Here is an 18819-nt window from a genome sequence, read left to right on the forward strand (position 1 = left end):
GCAAAATGCATGGATTGAAAGGGAGTGAGACGTCATCTCCGGCGCCTCTCCCCAATTCGGCGATTTCGAAATCAGCCGTTCCCGGCCAGCAGCCGGGCAGCAGCCGCCCTCGCCTCTTCCGTCACCGAGGCGCCCGCCAGCATGCGCGCGATTTCTTCGGTACGGTCGTCGGGCGCCATCGTCGCGACGCGCGTCGCAATCTTCTCGGAGCCTTCGGCGGCCGGTCCCTTTGAGATCAGCAGATGCGTCGCCGCCCGTGCTGCAACCTGCGGCGCATGGGTAACCGAGAGGACCTGAACGCGGTCGGAAAGCCGCTTCAGGCGCTGACCTATCGCATCCGCAACCGCCCCGCCAACACCGGTATCTATTTCGTCGAAGACGAGCGTCGGTGCAGAGCCGCGATCGGCGAGCGCCACCTTCAGCGCGAGCAGGAAGCGCGAAAGCTCGCCGCCGGACGCCACCTTCATGATAGAACCCGGGCGCGTGCCCGGATTGGTCTGCACGTGGAACTCGACAACGTCGATGCCCTCTGCTGTCGCATCCTCGCGATTGGTGGTGATCTCTACCATGAAACGTGCCCGCTCCAGCTTCAGTGCCGGCAGTTCTGCCATGACGGCGGCAGCCAAAGCGTCGCCGGCGCGATGACGCTTATCGGAAAGCGTGCGTGCTGCTGCATCGTAGTTCGCCTTGGCAACACCAACCTCGGCTTCGAGCTTGGCAAGCCGTTCCTCGCCGGCATCGAGATCGGCAAGATCGCTGATCATGCGAATGGCGAGCGCTGGCAGTTCGACCACCGGAACAGAGTACTTGCGCGCGGCGGCGCGCAAGGCAAACAGGCGCTCCTCTACACGCTCCAGCTCCTTTGGATCGTATTCCGTCTTTCGGAGTGCCGCCTCGACTTCCATCTGGGCGTTGGAGAGCTGGTCGAGCGCAGCGTCCAGAAGCGCAACCGTATCTTCCAGCAAGCCAGGAGCCTCGTGGCTCTTGCGCTCCAGCCGGCGCACGAGCGAGGCGATATGCGGCACGGGAGAGGCATTGCCGTTGAGGAACTCTGAAGCCTCGGCGATATCGCCTGCGATGCGCTCGGCCTTCATCATCTTTTGGCGGCGATCGGCGAGTTCGTCCTCCTCGCCATCCAGCGGCGAAAGCTTTTCCAGTTCCTCGACGGATGAGCGCAGATAGTCCGCCTCGCGCGTAGCATTCTCCACCTTCTCGCGCTGTTTCTTCAGCGTCCGCTCGGTATCGCGCCAGATGCGGTAAATGTTGGAAACGGTAGCAGCGTCTTCGTTCACGCCCGCAAAGGCGTCGAGCAGGATCCGGTGAGCGTGGGTGTCCACGAGCGCGCGATCATCATGCTGACCGTGAATCTCGACGAGCATCTGTCCGGCCTGACGCATCAGCTGAACGCTGAGCGGCTGGTCGTTGACATAGGCCTTGGTGCGCCCGTCGGAGTTTTGGACACGGCGGAAGATGAGATCGCCATCATCATCGATGCCGTTCTCGCGCAGCAGCTTGCGGGCGCCGTGATCAGGGCCGACGTCGAAGACAGCCGTCACCTGCCCCTTGTCTTCGCCGTGGCGAACGAGGCCTCCGTCTCCGCGGCCCCCAAGGGCCAGCGACAGGCTATCAAGCAGGATGGATTTGCCAGCACCGGTCTCACCGGTCAGCACCGAGAGGCCGGTCTCGAAGGCGAGGTCCAGCCGCTCGATCAGGACGATATCGCGGATCGAAAGCTGGATCAGCATTGGCCTCAGGAACCGAGCAGGAGTTTCTTGCCTGCAGCCGCGATCCAGGAACCCGGGTTTTCACGCGGCTCCGCGCCACCGTTCTTCAAGAGCTTGAAGGAATCGGCGTACCACTGGCTGTCCGGATAGTTATGGCCCAGAACGGCAGCTGCGGTTTGCGCCTCCTCGACGATGCCCATTGCGTAGTAGGCTTCGACAAGGCGCGCGAGCGCTTCTTCGATCTGGTTGGTATTCGGATACTTCTCGACGACAGTGCGGAAGCGCGAGATCGCGGCGAGGTATTCCTTCCGCTCCATATAGTAGCGGCCGACCTGCATTTCCTTGCCGGCCATCTGGTCGCGCGCGAAGCGGATTTTCGCCTGCGCGTCGTCGACGTATTCGGAATCCGGGTAGTTGTCGATGACCGCCTGCATGGCCTCGACAGTCTTTGCAGCTGCGCGCTGATCCTGCGTGACGTCCACGATCTGCTTCGAATAGGTCAGACCGATCACATACTGCACGTAGGGAGCATCTTTCGACTTCGGATACTGCGCCATATAGCGGTTGCCCGAGGCAAGAGCATCGTCGAGACGGCCTTGGCGATACTTGACGAAGGTGCTCATCACGAGCGCCTTGCGCGCCCATTCGGAAAACGGGTTCTCGCGATCGATGGCGTCGAACTTGCGCGCCGCTTCGGCCATGTTGCCGGCCTTCATGTTGGCAAGGCCCTGGGTATAGAGAACATCCGGCGGATCGCTCTCGACGCCGAGCTTGCTAATATCGATATCGGGGTCCGACTGGCATCCAGAAACTAAGGCACCTGCGCTCAGCACCAAGAGCGATGCGAACAAAGCGCGCGCTGTCTTCATCATACTTTCAGACCCTGCATAACCCATCGGAACAATCCCAACGCCGCCATCCCTCAACGGCAGCCACGCCTTGCTGGCGTTTCTAGCCACAAATGTGGAGCCAGAGCAACGCAATGATGATGCATTAACGCATTTTTGTGGCGATGCAGGCGATAATCGCCCGTTTTGCACCGTGAAAGCTGCACCTGTTGCCGCTAAACATCTGCGGCGAAACATCTATCGGGGAATCACCGTCAGTCTGTTCAAAATAAAGAAACCGCCTCCCGAAGGAGGCGGCCCTGGCCTAGTAGATGCGATGGAGGTCATGCCGACCAGGGAGCAAATTCCGGTGCGTTGACCCGGATGAAATCCCGAGGAGCAACACGCTGGCGCGGCGCAGAGGTCTCGACCACTTCGTAGGCGGTCGGGTCGCTGAGCAACACCTTGAGAGCATTAGCATTCATCTTGTGGCCGCCCCGATAGGAGCGATAGCAACCGATGAAAGGAGCGCCGGCGAGCGCAAGATCGCCGACGGCATCGAGTGCCTTGTGGCGCACGAATTCGTCCTTGGCGTAGCGCAGGCCCTCGACATTGATAACGGTATTGTCGTCCGAGATGACGACCGAATTCTCAAGCGAGGAACCAAGCGCGTGGCCGGAGGCCCAAAGACGCTCTACATCCCGCATGAAACCGAAGGTACGAGCGCGCGACAGCTCGGACTTGAACGTCGCAGCCGTCATGTCGCCTTCCCACTTCTGCCGGCCGATCAGAGGGCAATCGAAATCGATCTCGACTTCAAAGCGCGTACCATCGTAGGGACGGAACTCGCTCCACGAGCCACCATGCTCGATGCGAACCGGCTTGGTGATGCGGATATACCGGCGCTTCACGCCGAGCGATACCAGGCCAACCTGTTCGATCGCTTCGATGAAAGGCATCGAACTGCCGTCCATGATCGGCATTTCGGCGCCATGAACCTCGATCACGACGTTGTCGAGACCGAGCGCGTAGACGGCAGCCATGACATGCTCGATCGTCGCAACCGAGTGTGCCGGCGAGAACCCAAGAACGGTGCACAGATCCGTATTGCCGACCTGCGAAGACACAGCACGGTATTCGGAAACCTCGCCGTTCTCATGCATGCGATTGAAGACGACGCCAGTGTCAGCTTCTGCCGGGTTGAAGGTAATCGAAACGTCAGCACCAGAATGAACGCCGATGCCCGAGAGCGTGATCGGACGTGATACCGTCGTTTGAAATCCCAACATGCCAATAACCATAAATTTTTGCCTTTATAATCCCTGGTGACCCGCCGCGGCTAACATGCCGAACTATCTGCCAGGGTTCATTTCACTCCGTTGAAGGCTCGCCATAAAGCGCGAGAACACGGTTTCTTGAGCACATACATACGTGCGCCCGGGTTCCAATCCAAATCACTGTTTCTTTCGCATTGTTACGAAAGCATGTCTTTGAAATAACGCCGCAATTGGCGCCAGATTCCATCCCTTGAAACAGCAATGCCCGGGAGCGTACTCCCGGGCATCCATGTGGCGATTCTATCCCTGCCTCAGTTCGACTGACGGCGCAGGAATGCCGGAATTTCGAGCTGATCGTCTTCCTGCATCATGCGAGCCTGCGGAACGCTGCGGCCCTGATCGTCGAGGTTTCCGCGGCGCGGCGCATAGAGGCTGGCTTCCGGAGAAAGCGGACGGCGCTGCTGCGAGGCAGCAGCAGGAGCCGACGTCATCTCCGGCGCGACTTCCTCTTCGCGACGGCCAAGCGAGTTGGTGATCCGCTTCAGGAGGCCCATCGGACCACGCTCTTCATGCGCATGAGACGTGGGGGCAGGCTGCGAGCGATGGTCGATCTCTGCCTGAACCACTGGCGGAAAATCCTCCACTTTCGGCATGCGAACGGGCTGTTGGGCGGCCATTGGCTGCTGCATGACAGGCGCCTGGCTCGTCACAGGCTGCTGAACCGGCTGGCTCATGACAGGCGCGTGAACCGGAGCCTGCTGAACCGCGGCTGGACGAATGACCGGAGCGGCTTCCGGAGCGGCAAAGATCTTGCTCTGCGGACGGAAGGTCTCCTGCATCGCCGGCTGCTGCACCGGTGATGCTGCACGTGGAGTGTGGATCTCGAGCTCGCGCTCCATTTCCGCTTCAGCCGTACGGATCGCCTGCGCGACCGGGTCGACGGCCTTTGGTGCCTGCTGCATGACAGGTGCAGGCTGAACTGCGGCCGGCGCCGGAGCGACGGCCGCGGAAGGACGGACAATCGGCTTTGCGACAGGCTGGAATGTCTTGCCGGCTGCTTCGTTGAGCGCACGGTCGATGCCGGTTGCGACGACGGAGACGCGGATGATGCCTTCGAGCGATTCGTCGAACGTCGCGCCGAGGATGATGTTCGCATCCGGATCGACTTCTTCGCGGATACGCGTTGCTGCTTCGTCGACTTCGAAGAGGGTAAGGTCGCGACCGCCGGTGATGGAGATCAACAGGCCCTGTGCGCCCTTCATCGACGTTTCGTCGAGCAGCGGGTTGGCAATCGCAGCTTCGGCAGCCTGCATTGCGCGGCCCTGGCCCGATGCCTCGCCGGTGCCCATCATTGCGCGGCCCATTTCGCGCATGACCGAGCGAACGTCGGCGAAGTCGAGGTTGATGAGACCTTCCTTCACCATCAGGTCGGTGATGCAGGCGACACCGGAGTAGAGGACCTGGTCTGCCATCGCGAACGCGTCGGCAAAGGTCGTCTTGTCGTTGGCGATGCGGAAAAGGTTCTGGTTCGGAATGACGATCAGGGTATCGACCGACTTCTGCAGCTCCTGGATGCCGGATTCGGCTAGACGCATGCGGCGCCCGCCTTCGAAGTGGAAGGGTTTGGTCACGACGCCGACCGTCAGGATGCCCTTGTTACGGGCTGCCTGTGCAACGACTGGAGCAGCGCCAGTGCCGGTGCCGCCGCCCATGCCGGCGGTAACGAAGCACATGTGCGTTCCATTCAGGTGGTCGACGATCTCGTCGATGCACTCTTCAGCGGCTGCGCGGCCGACTTCCGGCTGCGAACCAGCACCGAGCCCTTCCGTGACGTTGGCGCCGAGCTGGATAATGCGCTCTGCCTTGGTCATCGTCAGGGCCTGGGCATCCGTGTTGGCAACGACGAAGTCGACGCCCTGGAGGCCCGCGGAGATCATGTTGTTGACAGCGTTGCCACCGCCACCGCCAACACCGAACACGGTGATACGCGGCTTAAGCTCAGTGATATCCGGCTTTTGCAGCTTGATAGTCATGTTACCGTTCCTTCTCTTTATGGCCGCATCGCCACGCCGGCCAATTCACTCAATTGTCAGAAGCTTTCTTTCAACCACTGGCCCATGCGGGCAAAGCGGCTGGTATTTCCCCCAAGCGACATGAGCAGACCGCTCTGTGGCGCATGTGTTTCTTGGTCCGCGACCTGCGGATAGATCATCAGACCGACGGCGGTCGAAAAGGCTGGGCCCTTCGCTGCGGTCGGCAGGCCCGAGACGCCCATCGGACGACCGATTCTGACGTTGCGGGCAAGAATGCGGCGCGCAACTTCGGCAAGGCCGGTCAGCTGGCTCGCACCACCCGTCAGCACGACGCGCTTGCCGACGATCGGGCTGAAGCCCGAGCGCTGGATGCGATCGCGGATCAATTCCATCGTTTCCTCGATACGGGCGCTGACGATGCGCGATACCAGCGCACGCGGCACCTGCGTCGGCAGGTCGCGTTCGTCTTCGCCGATCGGCGGGATCGAGATCAGTTCGCGCTCGTCCGAGGAGTTCGGCATCGCGGAAGCATGAACGACCTTCAGGCGTTCGGCATCCTCGATACGGGTCGACAGACCACGGGCCAGATCAGTGGTCACGTGATGGCCGCCGAGGCTGACGGCATCGGTGTGCACCAGCTTGCCCTCTGCGAAGACAGAAATCGTCGTCGTGCCGCCGCCCATGTCGATGGCCGCGCAGCCGAGCTCGACTTCATCATCGACGAGAGCGGCAAGGCCGGAGGCGTAAGGCGTCGCGACGATTCCCTCGACCGAGAGGTGCGCGCGATTGACGCTGAGTTCGAGGTTCTTCAGTGCAGTGCGCTCAGCGGTGACAACGTGCATGTCGACGCCGAGAACGTCACCATACATCGACAGCGGATCGCGGATGCCGCGCTCGCCGTCGAGCGAGAAGCCAGTTGCCAGCGAATGAAGGACCGCGCGATCCTGTCGAAGCGACTGCTGACAGGCAGCGGACAGAACCTTCTTGAGGTCGTTCAGCTCAACTTCCTGACCACCGAGATCGATGGTCGCAGTGTAGATGTCGCTTGTCAGACGACCCGCCGTGACGTTGACGATCAGGCTTTCGACGGTCAGGCCGGCCATGCGCTCGGCTGCGTCGACCGCAAGCCGAATCACGCTTTCCAACGCATCCAGGTCGGAGATCGCGCCGGTCTTGATGCCGCGCGAACGCTGGTGACCAATCCCGATGATCTCAATGTTGTGCGTACGGCCGGGCAGAACCTGACTTTCCTCGCGAGGCGTCAGGCGGCCAATCATGCAGACGACCTTCGTCGATCCGATGTCCAGCACCGAAACGACATGGGACCGCTTCGACGAAAGCGGCTTCAGGCGCGGCAATCCGAAATGGGACGAACCGAACAAGCTCATATATTTTGCCCCGCCTTCTTCAATTCCTTGGTCCGCTGATCAAGCACGAGTTGCCGGCGCGCCATCGCTTCCGGCGTCAACTCAATCGCCGTGCGGTCGGTAAGCCTCAGATCGACGGCAGCGATGTCGCGCTCCAGAAGATCCTGCTCCTTCATGAACTTCGACAGCCGCGCCAACGCCACCTCGACATCGTCTTCCGGCAGCTTCACCGCAATACCGTTGTCCATGTGCAGATCCCAGCGACGACCCGAAACCCAGACGTAGGCCTTCACCCGCGCCTTGATCTCCGGCCACTTTGCGAATTCGGCTTCGAGCGAGGTTGCAGCAACCTCCGCGCCGCGACCAACCACGAGGGGCAGCTCCGAAAACTTGTTATCGCGTAGCGGAGCGATTACCGAACCACCCTTCTCCACGAGAGAAAGCTCCTGGCCATGCTGCCAGATGGCGTAAGCCTGACGCTCTTTGAGTTTTACCTCGATCGTCTTCGGGTAGATCTTGCGGACTTCGACATTCTCGACCCAGGGAAGCTTAGCGATCTTCTGGCGCGCCGCATCGACATCGAGCGCCACAAGCGACGTCGTGCCATCCAGCCCCAACAGCTGCAGGATCTCGATTTCGGAGGTCTCGGAATTGCCGGACACCTTGACGTCATCGATTGCAAATCCGGCAGCGGTCGTCGTCGCTTGCGCAACAGCGTCGGTGTGACCACCGAGCGACATGCCGTAGAGACCCGTCACAGCAAAGAAGGCCAAGGCGGAGACCGTCCCGACATGGGCCGGAATATGGATGCGGCCACTTCCGAGGCTGACAAGGAAGCGCACGACACGGCGCAGCGGGCGCGGAAGAATCAGCCGACCATCACCCTCGGGATACGAAGGCTCAGCCTGATGACTTGGGCGCCCTATTCTTTTGACCGTCACCGAGAACAAGAAGCGTCCTCCACCATCCAACGGAGAAATTCACCAAATGAGTAGCCGGCATGACCAGCCATTTCGGGCACCAGGGAGGTTGGCGTCATGCCCGGCTGAGTATTGATTTCCAGCCAGATAATTTCGCCATCTTCGGAGAAGCGATCGTCGTAACGAAAGTCGGAGCGACTGACGCCACGGCAACCAATTGCTTGATGCGCCCTTAATGCCAATGATTGTATTTTTTGGTAAATATTCGGTGAAATTTCCGCCGGGATGACGTGTTTCGATCCACCTGCGACATACTTGGCGTCATAATCGTAGAAGCCATGGCCCAGCGGCACCACCTCGGTCACGCCAAGCACCTGATCCCCCATGACACCGCAAGTCAGCTCCCGGCCATAGACGTAACGCTCGACAAGAACCTCTTCGCCGTAGCGCCAGTCCGGAGAGCTGATAATCTGCGGCGGATGCGATTGATCCTCCTGGACGATCACCACACCGAAGCTGGAGCCCTCACGCACAGGCTTCACAACATAGGGCGGCTTCATCGGATGCTCGGCTGGAAAGGCGAATCGATTGATCACCTCTGATTGAGCAACCGGAACGCCCGCGGCGGCGGCAACGCCCTTTGCCTTCTCCTTGTCCATGGCAAGCGCCGAAGCCAGCACGCCGGAATGCGTGTAGGGAACCTCAAGATACTCGAGGACGCCCTGGATCGTACCATCCTCGCCGTAGGGGCCATGCAGCGCATTAAAGACGACATCGGGTCGCAGTGCAGCAAGCTTCGCAGACACATCGCGATCGACGTCAATCCGCGTCACCTGGAAACCCTCAGCCTCAAGGGCATCCGCGCACGCCGTCCCGGAAGAGAGGCTTACCGGCCTCTCCGAGGAAAACCCGCCCATCAGGACAGCGACATGCTTGCGACTCATCAACACCCCCAAAAAATAACCCGCACACTGCGTTCCGACGCTTGCACCAAGCTTGTTTCTCGTCCGAATCCAGCTTGATGATGCAGGTGCATTAGAGCCCGATTATGGTTAACGAAGTGTTTACTTTCGTTAATTTTCACCTCGGAAAGCGGCGCGGACATGACGGCGCAGAACGCAAAAGCCCCGCAGCGGCATGCCGTGCGGGTTCCTTCAGGACGTTGCGTCAGTTGAGGCCACTTCGCCTGTCATTTTCCAGACAAGGCCACCGAGGACACCGCCTATAAGCGGCGCAACCCAGAACAGCCACAGTTGCTGCAACGCCCAGCCGCCGACGAACAACGCCTGTCCTGTCGAAAGAGAGGGATTGACCGACGTATTGGTGACCGGAATCGAAATCAGATGAATGGGCGTCAGCGCAAGCCCGATGGCGATTGGCGCGAAGCCCGCCGGCACCCTGCTGCTCGTTGACCCCAGGATGATGAAGATGAAGAACGACGTCAGGACGACTTCGATGACAAGTGCAGAAAGGAGCGAGTAGCCGCCGGGCGAATGTTCACCATAACCATTGGCGGAAAAGCCTCCGAGCTCGAAACCGGCCTTGCCGCTGGCGACGGCATAAAGCAAAGCCGCCGCAACAATCGCGCCAATGACCTGTACCGCGATATAAGGAACCACGCGACCGGCCGGGAATTTGCCCGCGACTGCGAGACCGACGGAAACCGCCGGGTTGAAATGCCCGCCGGAAATGCCGCCGACGGCAAAAGCCATTGTCAGTACGGTAAGACCGAACGCAAATGCAACACCCACAAAACCAATGCCAAGTTCGGGAAACGCTGCGGCAAGCACGGCACTGCCGCATCCGCCGAATACGAGCCAAAACGTTCCAAGAAATTCTGCAACAAGACTTTTCTGCATATTTCCCTCCTGCGCTCAACCAGGGCGTTCATGAGGAATCGGCTTCATATTGATTCTGGTCAAGTGCCCACACGCGGCATCGATGGGCGGAAAAATGCAAAGCCTGCTAATCTTTTTTCGTTTGTTGCGCGATGGGCATTTGCGCCGAATTAAAATTGCGTTAAGAGCCGCCTGCCTTCCCAAGGCATCTTTACAATCCCGATTGGAATGAAAATGTCAGACGCGATATCCAGAGTATCGCCGATACCCGCTTCATCGAACAGTGCGCAAGTCAACTCGCCGGCGCGCGTTCTGATCGCGAGCCTCGTCGGCACCACAATCGAGTTCTTCGATTTCTACGTATATGCAACTGCCGCCGTGCTGGTCTTCCCGACGCTGTTCTTCCCAAACAGCGACCCGACGACCGCGCTGCTTGCGTCCTTCGCAACCTTCTCGATCGCCTTCTTTGCCCGTCCGCTTGGCGCCGTCGTCTTCGGCCATTTCGGCGACAGGATTGGCCGCAAGACGACGCTGGTTGCCGCCCTGCTCACCATGGGTATCTCGACGGTGGTAATCGGCCTTCTGCCCTCCTATGAATCGATCGGCGTCATCGCACCGCTGCTGCTCGCGCTTTGCCGTTTCGGCCAGGGCTTCGGTCTCGGCGGGGAATGGGGTGGCGCCGTGCTGCTCGCGACGGAGAACGCGCCGGAAGGCAAGCGCAGCTGGTATGGCATGTTTCCGCAGCTTGGCGCTCCGGTCGGCCTGTTCCTCTCCTCAGGCATTTTCTGGCTGCTTCTACAGGTCATGTCTCAGGACGCCTTGCTGAGCTGGGGCTGGCGTGTGCCGTTCATCTCTTCCATTCTGCTGATCGTCATCGGTCTCTGGGTCCGCCTCTCGATCACCGAAACGCCGGCCTTCCAGAAGGCGATCGACAAGCAGGAGCGCGTTGCCGTCCCGGTTGCCGAACTTTTCCGCAAGTACAAGCGCAGCCTATTCCTCGGCACCTTCGTGGCGCTCGCCACCTTCGTGCTGTTCTACATCGGCTCGGCTTACCTGCTGTCCTACAACGTCAAGGTCCTGAAGATACCGTTCCTTGACGCGCTCGAAATCCAGATCGTCGGTTCGGTCGCCTTCGGTATCTTCATCCCGATCGTTGGTAAACTCGCCGAGCGGTTCGGACGTCGCGAAATGCTGATCCTCACCACCGTACTGATCGGTATCTTCTCGTTCTTCCTGCCGGGCCTGATGACGGGCGGCGAAGGCAGCATCGTGGTGTTTGCGATCGTCGCCATGGCGCTGATGGGCATGACCTACGGCCTGATCGGCACCGCGCTTGCCGCCCCCTTCCCAACGGCTGTTCGCTACACCGGCTCGTCGATCACCTTCAACCTTGCTGGCATCTTCGGCGCTTCGCTGGCGCCCTATATCGCCACCTGGCTGCAGGCAAACCATGGCATGCAGTATGTCGGTTACTATCTCGGTCTGTCTGCCGTGATCACGCTGATCTGCATCCTGGCCTCCGGCCGCGACGAAGTCTGATCCCGGAAATCCAATTTGAAGGGCCGCGACAGGCAACTGTCGCGGCTTTTTTTGTTGTTGTTGTCTGATCGCGCCTTGCTCCTAGATTTTCAGAAACAGGGGAAGCCAGATGCTGACAAGACGATCACTGCTGACGCAAGGGCTCGGTGCCGGGATTTCGCTGACACTGCCGTCAATTGCGAAAGCAGCCAGCCTTCCGCCCACCGATGTCACCTTCCTTGTCATCAACGACGTCCACGCATGCCGCTTCGGAGACGGGCAAAGCCCGAACTGCCAGGATGAAGGCAAGACCGACGCAAACCTGTTACGCCACATTCTTGCATTGAACAGCATTCACCATCAAACCTGGCCTATGGAGATCGCCCGGAGACCGAGCGGCCTGCCGCTCGCCGGACAGCCCATTGCAAGGCCGCAGGGCATCATCGTCTGCGGCGATGTGACGGACGATGGTGGTGGTCAGACGGCAGAGGTCGCGGAAGGGTCGCAGCTGCTGCAGTTTTCCCATCGCTACCAGCAAGGGCTCGGTGCCGATCATGTGCACTTTCCAGTCTATGTCGGCCTCGGCAATCACGACCTCGATCAGGATGGGCGCCCGCCGCAGGTCGACTGGTATCGCGATGAGCTGCGCGATTACGTGCAGATGAACCACAAGCCGAGCGTCTTCTTCAAGCCGCTGGTGCCCGTCGACAACTACGACGAAGCCTCGGACAACTATTCCTGGAACTGGGGCGGACTGCATCTGATCCAGGCGCAACGCTACGGTGGAGACAATACGAAAGGCGCCGCAAGCAGCCTCGATTGGATGAAGCGCGATCTCCAGACCTATGCATCAGATGGACGCCCGGTAGTCATCTTCCAGCACTACGGGTGGGATCCGTTCTCATTGGAGCGCTGGGATCGCGAAAAGAAAACGTTCAATGCCAGCGGCACCGGCGCACCCCATTGGTGGGGTGAATCAGAACGTCAGGAACTTCTCGCAATCCTCGAAGGCTACAATGTAATCGGCATTTTTCACGGACACGAGCACAACACGCCCATGGCCTACACCGTCGGCAAACTGGATGTCTTCAAAGCGAAAGCCGCCTTCATGGGCGGCTTCTGCCTTGTCCGGGTGACAAGCAACACGATGGATGTAGCGATCGGCGAAGCCAGCGACAACAGAGGCGGAGTGACCTTTTCCACCGCTTTCACCAAGCGCTTCGCCTAAGGATTACTCGCTGGTCACGCCCTGAAAGGGACGTACCTCGCGCCCGGGCATGAAGACGCCGAGACGCTTGATCTCCCACTCGAGCTTGATGCCGGAATTCTCGAAGACTTCGCGGCGGACCTGTTCGCCGAGATACTCGAGATCGTATCCCGTCGCCTGCCCCATGTTGATCATGAAGTTGCAGTGAAGCGAGGACATCTGCGCGCCGCCGATCACCAGGCCCCGGCATCCGGCCTCGTCGACGAGCTTCCAGGCGGAATGCCCTTCCGGGTTTTTGAAGGTCGAGCCGCCGGTCTTTTCGCGGATCGGCTGTACCGTCTCGCGATGGCTGCGCACAGCGTCCATCTCAGCGCGGATCTTAGCGCGATCCTCGCCATACCCTTCGAAGAGCACCGACGTAAAAATCAAATCGTTCGGTACCGACGAATGACGGTAGGAATAGCCCATATCTGCGTTCGACAGGACATGCTTGTTCCCCTTGCGATCAACGGCGTTCACCTCGACAAGCCGTTCGCGCGTCTCGGCGCCGTTGGCGCCGGCGTTCATGCGTACCGCACCGCCAATGCTCCCCGGAATGCCGTAGTAGAAATGGAAGCCGCCTATGCCGTTATCCATTGCCATGGCTGCGACATGCTTGTCCGGGCAGATTGAACCGGCAAGGATGCGATTTTCGCCCGCGAGCTCGACCGCCCCAAAGCCCTTCGCCGAAAGCCGCAGAACGACGCCAGGAATTCCACCATCGCGCACGAGAATGTTGGAGCCGACGCCCACGACAGTGACCGGCACCTCCTCCGGCAGAATCTTGAGGAAGGCGATAAGGTCGTCCTCGTCGTGCGGCTGGAACATCAGCTCGGCCAGACCGCCGGCGTGGAACCAGGTGACGCGGTCCATCGGCGCATCCGGTGTGATCCTCCCACGGATGTCCTTTACGCCGTCGCCAAGCGACGCAAGAAGCTTTTCCCCATTCACCTGTTTCATGCAGATATTCCCGAAAGGCTTTCCAATTGCTTGGGCAACGCTGCCGCCCAGTATGTGATACTCCCAGCCCCTAACAGAACCACAAAATCCCCCGGCTTTGCAATCTCTGCGACCATTTCAGGCAAAAGCTCTGGGGACGACAGGAAGCGGGCATCGCGGTGACCGCCCGATTTGATCAGCGACACAAGTGCCTCGGAGTTCGCTCCTTCGATGGGATCCTCACCCGCGGCGTACACAGGCGCGAGGAAAATACTATCCGCATCGTTGAAGCAGGATGCAAACTCTTCGAAAAGGCTGGACAGCCGCGAATAGCGATGCGGCTGATGAACCGCGATCACACGACCCTTGCAGGCCTCGCGCGCAGCCCGTAGCACGGCCTTGATCTCGACCGGGTGGTGGCCGTAATCATCGAAGATCTGAACGCCGTTCCATTCGCCGGTCAGCGTGAAGCGGCGCTTGACGCCGCCAAAGGACGCGAGCCCCTTGGCAATGTCCTCGCTCGACATGCCGAGGCGGTTGGCAACCGCGATCGCGGCTGTGGCGTTGGAGATGTTGTGGCGACCCGGCATGGGCATGACCAGATTGTCGAGCCTGATAACCTGCCCCGTCCGGCGGCGGCGGATCTCCACGTCGAAGATCGAACGCGCACCATCGATGCGCACATTCATGAAGCGCACGTCGGCCTGCGGGTTTTCACCATAGGTGATGACCTTGCGATCCTCGATCCGACCGACCAGCGCCTGCACCTCCGGGTGGTCGAGGCACATGACGCCGAAGCCATAGAACGGCACGTTCTCGACGAACTGCCGGAAAGCCGCACGAACGGCATCGAAGTTGCCGTAGTGGTCGAGGTGTTCCGGGTCGATGTTGGTGATAACAGCAACATCGGCGGGAAGCTTCAGGAACGTGCCGTCGGATTCGTCGGCCTCTACCACCATCCACTCGCCTTCGCCCATTCGGGCATTGGTGCCGTAGGCATTGATGATGCCGCCATTGATGACCGTGGGATCGAGGCCACCCGCTTCCAACAACGTCGCCACCAGCGACGTCGTCGTGGTTTTTCCATGCGTACCGCCGATTGCAATCGCATTGCGGAACCGCATCAATTCGGCAAGCATCTCCGCCCGGCGCACGACCGGCAGCAGCTTTTCGCGCGCCGCCACGAGCTCCGGGTTGTTTTTCTTGATCGCGGTCGAGACGACCACCACTTCGGCGTCACCGAGGTTCTCTGCTTTGTGGCCGACGAAGACTTCGATGCCCTTGTCGCGCAGGCGTTGCACATTGGCGCTGTCGGCCTGATCCGATCCCTGCACACGATGGCCGAGATTATGGAGCACTTCGGCAATGCCGCTCATGCCGATGCCACCGATGCCGATGAAATGAACGAGGCCGATGGCCTTCGGCATTTTCATGCGCGTTTCCCCTTGAACTCTGCAATTGTCCGTCGTGCCGCAATAGCCTCTACCATGTCGGCAAGCAAGTTCGCAGCGTCGGGTTTACCCGCTTGCTTGGCGGCGGCGGCCATCCGGGCGAGCTTTTCCGGGTCGTTCATCACATGGGTGAGGATCGAAGCGATCTTCTCGGGCGAAAGCTCGGCCTGAGGAATGACTTTGGCGCCGCCTGTCGCCGCAAGCGCTGCCGCATTCGCCGCCTGATCGTGATCCAAAGCATGCGGATAGGGCACGAGCACGGCCGGTCGCCCGATGACGGAAATCTCCGAAACAGTCGATGCGCCGGAGCGGCAGATAACGAGATGTGCCGCGGCAAGTCGTTCGGCCATATCGGTGAAGAACGGTGCTGTGTCAGCCGCCATCTTCAATTGGGCGACGCAAACGCTCATCATCTCCATGTCTTCTGGTCGAACCTGCTGGGTAATGCGCAGGCGGTCGCGAAGCCCGTCATCGAGCAAGCTGATGGCCGTCGGCATTGCCTTGGAGAAATACTGTGCACCCTGGCTGCCGCCAAAGACGACCAGATTGAAAGGCTCACCTGGTTTCGAAGGAGAATATGGCACGTTGGCAGCGGCGATAATGGCCGGGCGCACCGGATTGCCTGTCGTCACCGTCTTGTCGGGAAACTGGCCACCGCCTTCAGGCAGGAACCCGCCGGCAATCGCCTGCACGCGGCTCGCCAGCGCCTTGTTGGCGCGTCCCATCACCGCATTCTGCTCATGGATCATGGCAGGCACGCCGAGGCGCGTTGCGGCGAGCAACGGCGGCACGGTCGGATATCCGCCGAAGCCGACGACAACAGCGGGCTTCAGGCGCGCGATCAGCTTCTTGGCGGCCCGCATGCCGCTCCAGAGCGTCCACAGGGAGCGCGCAACGGCAACTGGATTTTTCGAACCGATCGTCGCCGATGGCACGACATGAATCTCATCGGCAGGGAATTTGCCGGCATAGCGCTCAGCGCGGCTGTCGGTGACCAGATGCACGGAATAGCCGCGTTCCTTCAGCTTATAGGCCAAAGCCTCCGCGGGAAACACATGACCGCCGGTTCCCCCGGCGGCAAGCAGGACGATGCCTTTACTCATAAGCACTCACTCCGCCGGCATACCATGCGCGACGCGAAAGAGGCTCCGCTCTTGCGCGCGCTTTTCCGGCCTATGACGCGTCAGCGCGAGAATAAACCCGGCGGTGACGCAGATGGCGACCATGGACGAACCGCCGTAGGAAATCAGCGGCAGGGTCATGCCTTTTGCCGGCAGCAGTTCGAGATTGACGCCCACGTTGATGATCGACTGTATGCCGATCTGCAGCACGAGACCAGCGACAGCAAAGCGGTTGAAGTCGTTCCGCTCCTTGTAGGCATGCGAGAGACCGCGCAGCACGAGGACGGAAAACAGCGCGACAAGCGCCATGCAGAAGACGATGCCGAACTCCTCGGCAGCGACCGAGAAGATGAAGTCGGTATGGGCGTCCGGAATGATGCGCTTGACGATGCCCTCGCCCGGTCCCTGGCCAAACCAGTCGCCGCGGATGATGGCTTCGCGCGCCGTATCGATCTGGAAGGTATCGCCCTCGCCAGTCAGGAACTTGTCGATACGCAGTGCCACGTGCGGGAACACGTAGTAGGCGCCAAAAAGTCCTCCGACGCCGCCGGCGCCAAGAAGAATGATCCATATCCACGGCATGCCTGCCATGAAAAACATTCCGCCCCAGACGGCCGTCGTGAGGATCGTCTGCCCAAGGTCGGGCTGGGCGACCAGTAGCGCGGCAACGATGCCGAAGAGGATGATGGCGAACAGGTTGCCCGGAATCTCCGGCTGCCTCGCATGCTCGGCAAAGAGCCACGCACAGACGACGACGAAAGCCGGTTTCATGAACTCGGAGGGCTGGATCGAAATGCCGGCCAAGGTGACCCAGCGGCGGGAGCCCTTGACCTCGACACCGAAGAACAGCGCCAACAGCATCATGCCGAGGGCGACAATCAGCAGGATGATCGCCGTGCGCCGCACTTGGCGCGGCGTCAGGAAGGAGAGACCAATCATGACACAGAGCGAGGGGATCATGAAGGCCGCGTGTCGCTTGACGAAGTGGAACGGCTCCAGCCCGATACGCTCGGCGACCGCTGGCGACGCAGCGAACGACAGCATGAAGCCGATGCCCATCAGGAAGATGAACATCGCCAGGAAAAAGCGGTCGATGGTCCAAAACCAATCGGCCAGAGGCCCACGTTCCGCACGGCTTACCATGTCATTTATCTCCTGTTGCCGAATCGATCAGCATGGTGATCTCGTCGAGCGCTGCCACATGGCTGACAAATGCATCGCCCCTGACTTCGAAGTTCTTATATTGGTCGAAACTTGCGCAAGCCGGAGATAACATCACGGCCAGCGGGCCACTTTCATCTTTGTCGGCATCCGCAGCAGCATGCGCTACGGCGCGCTCCAGCGTTCCAGAAATCTCATATGGCACGGCTTCGCCGAGCGTCGCGGCAAATTCCGCCGCAGCTTCGCCGATCAGATAAGCCTTGGCGATCCGCGGGAAGAAGCCCGTCAGCGACGTGATGCCCCCAGCTTTTGGCAGCCCACCGGCGATCCAGTAGATGCGGTCGTAACTCGACAGCGCCGGAGCGGCCGCATCCGCGTTGGTGGCCTTCGAGTCGTTGACGAAAACGACGTTGCCGCGACACCCGACCGGCTGCATCCGATGCTTGAGCCCGGGGAAGGACGTCAAGCCCGCGCGAATTTCCTCTTCCGAGACACCGACTGCAAGGCATGCGGCAACTGCCGCAGCGGCATTCTGCGCATTGTGGCCGCCCCGCAGTGTCTGGATCCCTTCAAGATCGGCAATCGACTTTGTTGCGCCTCCCGAGGCTTCGATAAGCTTGGTTCCTTCCGCATAGATGCCATAGGGAAGCGCATGACGCCGGGAAATCCGCGTGACCTTGCCACCTGCTCGTTCGATACGATCTGCGATCATCTCGCAATGGCTGTCGTCCACGCCGATGACGGCAACGTCGCTACCTGCAACGAGCCGCTCCTTGATGTCGGCATAGTGCTGCATCGTCCCGTGGCGATCGAGATGATCGGGCGTCAGGTTGAGCAGGATGCCAGCGGAGGGATTGAGCGTCGGTGCAAGGTCGATCTGGTAGGACGAGCACTCGACGACGTAGAAGCGTCCATCCTTCGGCGGATCGAGCGTCAGGACCGCCGTCCCGATGTTGCCGCCGAGCTGTGTGTCGCGCCCACTCGAGGTCAGGATATGCGCGATCAGCGCCGTCGTCGTCGACTTGCCGTTGGTGCCGGTGATGGCGATGAACGGGCAACCCGGCGCATGCGCCCGGCGTTCGCGTACGAAAAGCTCGACGTCGCCGACGATATCAACCCCGGCCGCACGAGCGAGATCGACTGTCCAGTGTGGCTTCGGATGGGTCAACGGCACGCCTGGCGAAAGCACGAAGAGCGACTGCGCGCTCCAGTCAATGGAGCGCAGATCGACCGTACGAATGCCTTCAGCGGCGGCCTTGGAGACGCTGTCTGGGTTATCGTCCCATGCAGTGACCTCGGCCCCCCCCAATTTGAGCGCACGCGCCGTGGCAAAGCCCGAGCCGCCGAGCCCAAAGAGCGCGACCTTCTTGCCTGCAAGTGTCGTAATCGGGATCATC

At 60.4% G+C, this 18819-nt stretch carries 15 protein-coding genes; 2 read left to right on the plus strand and 13 right to left on the minus strand.

The genetic code is table 11. The features are described 5' to 3' along the window. Positions 1-71: 71 nt before the first annotated feature. From recN to aqpZ, 8 genes are all read right to left on the minus strand, one after another. The gene (recN, locus tag WGT02_RS14435; protein WP_208250124.1) at positions 72-1745 is read right to left on the minus strand and encodes a DNA repair protein RecN; all 1674 of its coding nucleotides are present in this window, start codon (positions 1743-1745) and stop codon (positions 72-74) included. A gap of 5 nt (positions 1746-1750) precedes the next feature. Beyond that, on the minus strand, positions 1751-2620 hold the full coding sequence (locus WGT02_RS14440) for an outer membrane protein assembly factor BamD (protein ID WP_208250123.1): 870 nt from the start codon (positions 2618-2620) through the stop codon (positions 1751-1753). 275 nt (positions 2621-2895) lie between these two features. Then, positions 2896-3852, minus strand: a complete 957-nt coding sequence (gene lpxC / locus WGT02_RS14445) for a UDP-3-O-acyl-N-acetylglucosamine deacetylase (protein WP_208250122.1) — start codon at positions 3850-3852, stop codon at positions 2896-2898. A gap of 287 nt (positions 3853-4139) precedes the next feature. Further along, positions 4140-5861, minus strand: coding sequence for a cell division protein FtsZ (gene ftsZ, locus WGT02_RS14450; protein ID WP_208250121.1), 1722 nt, complete (start codon positions 5859-5861; stop codon positions 4140-4142). 56 nt (positions 5862-5917) lie between these two features. After that, the gene (gene ftsA / locus WGT02_RS14455; RefSeq protein WP_208250120.1) at positions 5918-7249 is read right to left on the minus strand and encodes a cell division protein FtsA; all 1332 of its coding nucleotides are present in this window, start codon (positions 7247-7249) and stop codon (positions 5918-5920) included. Further along, positions 7246-8178: a cell division protein FtsQ/DivIB gene (locus tag WGT02_RS14460; RefSeq protein WP_024313612.1), complete on the minus strand. Its 933-nt coding sequence runs from the start codon at positions 8176-8178 to the stop codon at positions 7246-7248. The genes ftsA and WGT02_RS14460 overlap by 4 nt, the downstream gene beginning before the upstream one ends. Beyond that, a complete protein-coding gene (locus WGT02_RS14465; RefSeq protein WP_024313613.1) occupies positions 8166-9092 on the minus strand; it encodes a D-alanine--D-alanine ligase in 927 nt (308 codons plus the stop codon). The genes WGT02_RS14460 and WGT02_RS14465 overlap by 13 nt, the downstream gene beginning before the upstream one ends. Positions 9093-9302: 210 nt before the next feature. Continuing rightward, positions 9303-10007 (minus strand): aquaporin Z, encoded by a 705-nt coding sequence (gene aqpZ / locus WGT02_RS14470; RefSeq protein ID WP_024313614.1) that lies wholly within the window; start codon positions 10005-10007, stop codon positions 9303-9305. 213 nt (positions 10008-10220) lie between these two features. Between aqpZ and WGT02_RS14475 the strand changes: the two genes are divergently transcribed. Together WGT02_RS14475 and WGT02_RS14480 are read left to right on the plus strand one after the other, a co-directional pair. Continuing rightward, on the plus strand, positions 10221-11525 hold the full coding sequence (locus tag WGT02_RS14475; protein WP_024313615.1) for an MFS transporter: 1305 nt from the start codon (positions 10221-10223) through the stop codon (positions 11523-11525). Positions 11526-11634: 109 nt separating this feature from the next. Beyond that, complete coding sequence (locus WGT02_RS14480; protein ID WP_024313616.1) at positions 11635-12732, plus strand: metallophosphoesterase; 1098 nt, start codon at positions 11635-11637, stop codon at positions 12730-12732. 3 nt (positions 12733-12735) lie between these two features. Here the strand turns inward: WGT02_RS14480 and murB are convergent, their stop codons facing one another. From murB to murD, 5 genes are read right to left on the minus strand one after another with little or no spacing between them, the layout of a single operon-like run. Then, positions 12736-13710, minus strand: a complete 975-nt coding sequence (gene murB, locus WGT02_RS14485; RefSeq protein ID WP_024313617.1) for a UDP-N-acetylmuramate dehydrogenase — start codon at positions 13708-13710, stop codon at positions 12736-12738. Then, complete coding sequence (gene murC / locus WGT02_RS14490) at positions 13707-15122, minus strand: UDP-N-acetylmuramate--L-alanine ligase (RefSeq protein ID WP_208250119.1); 1416 nt, start codon at positions 15120-15122, stop codon at positions 13707-13709. Before murC ends, murB begins: the two co-directional genes overlap by 4 nt. Further along, entirely contained in the window at positions 15119-16243 is a 1125-nt protein-coding gene (murG, locus tag WGT02_RS14495; RefSeq protein WP_024313619.1) for an undecaprenyldiphospho-muramoylpentapeptide beta-N-acetylglucosaminyltransferase, read from the minus strand. Before murG ends, murC begins: the two co-directional genes overlap by 4 nt. A 6-nt stretch (positions 16244-16249) precedes the next feature. Then, positions 16250-17404 carry a putative lipid II flippase FtsW gene (gene ftsW / locus WGT02_RS14500; RefSeq protein WP_024313620.1) on the minus strand — a complete coding sequence of 385 codons (1155 nt, stop codon included), beginning with the start codon at positions 17402-17404 and terminating at the stop codon, positions 16250-16252. A gap of 1 nt (position 17405) precedes the next feature. Beyond that, positions 17406-18818, minus strand: a complete 1413-nt coding sequence (gene murD, locus WGT02_RS14505) for a UDP-N-acetylmuramoyl-L-alanine--D-glutamate ligase (RefSeq protein ID WP_024313621.1) — start codon at positions 18816-18818, stop codon at positions 17406-17408. Position 18819 lies beyond the last annotated feature (1 nt).

Origin of the sequence: Rhizobium sp. T1470 (assembly GCF_042140505.1) — a bacterium.
Taxonomy (GTDB): domain Bacteria; phylum Pseudomonadota; class Alphaproteobacteria; order Rhizobiales; family Rhizobiaceae; genus Rhizobium; species Rhizobium favelukesii.

What these genes read in the sequence shown, in the direction of transcription:
- WGT02_RS14475 (WP_024313615.1), top strand. Translation starts at nt 10,221, where the DNA reads ATGTCAGACGCGATATCCAGAGTATCGCCGATACCCGCTTCATCGAAC.
- aqpZ (WP_024313614.1), bottom strand. Translation starts at nt 10,007, where the DNA reads ATGCAGAAAAGTCTTGTTGCAGAATTTCTTGGAACGTTTTGGCTCGTA.
- WGT02_RS14465 (WP_024313613.1), bottom strand. Translation starts at nt 9,092, where the DNA reads ATGAGTCGCAAGCATGTCGCTGTCCTGATGGGCGGGTTTTCCTCGGAG.
- WGT02_RS14480 (WP_024313616.1), top strand. Translation starts at nt 11,635, where the DNA reads ATGCTGACAAGACGATCACTGCTGACGCAAGGGCTCGGTGCCGGGATT.
- recN (WP_208250124.1), bottom strand. Translation starts at nt 1,745, where the DNA reads ATGCTGATCCAGCTTTCGATCCGCGATATCGTCCTGATCGAGCGGCTG.
- murB (WP_024313617.1), bottom strand. Translation starts at nt 13,710, where the DNA reads ATGAAACAGGTGAATGGGGAAAAGCTTCTTGCGTCGCTTGGCGACGGC.
- ftsZ (WP_208250121.1), bottom strand. Translation starts at nt 5,861, where the DNA reads ATGACTATCAAGCTGCAAAAGCCGGATATCACTGAGCTTAAGCCGCGT.
- murC (WP_208250119.1), bottom strand. Translation starts at nt 15,122, where the DNA reads ATGAAAATGCCGAAGGCCATCGGCCTCGTTCATTTCATCGGCATCGGT.
- WGT02_RS14440 (WP_208250123.1), bottom strand. Translation starts at nt 2,620, where the DNA reads ATGGGTTATGCAGGGTCTGAAAGTATGATGAAGACAGCGCGCGCTTTG.
- ftsA (WP_208250120.1), bottom strand. Translation starts at nt 7,249, where the DNA reads ATGAGCTTGTTCGGTTCGTCCCATTTCGGATTGCCGCGCCTGAAGCCG.
- murG (WP_024313619.1), bottom strand. Translation starts at nt 16,243, where the DNA reads ATGAGTAAAGGCATCGTCCTGCTTGCCGCCGGGGGAACCGGCGGTCAT.
- murD (WP_024313621.1), bottom strand. Translation starts at nt 18,818, where the DNA reads ATGATCCCGATTACGACACTTGCAGGCAAGAAGGTCGCGCTCTTTGGG.
- ftsW (WP_024313620.1), bottom strand. Translation starts at nt 17,404, where the DNA reads ATGGTAAGCCGTGCGGAACGTGGGCCTCTGGCCGATTGGTTTTGGACC.
- lpxC (WP_208250122.1), bottom strand. Translation starts at nt 3,852, where the DNA reads ATGGTTATTGGCATGTTGGGATTTCAAACGACGGTATCACGTCCGATC.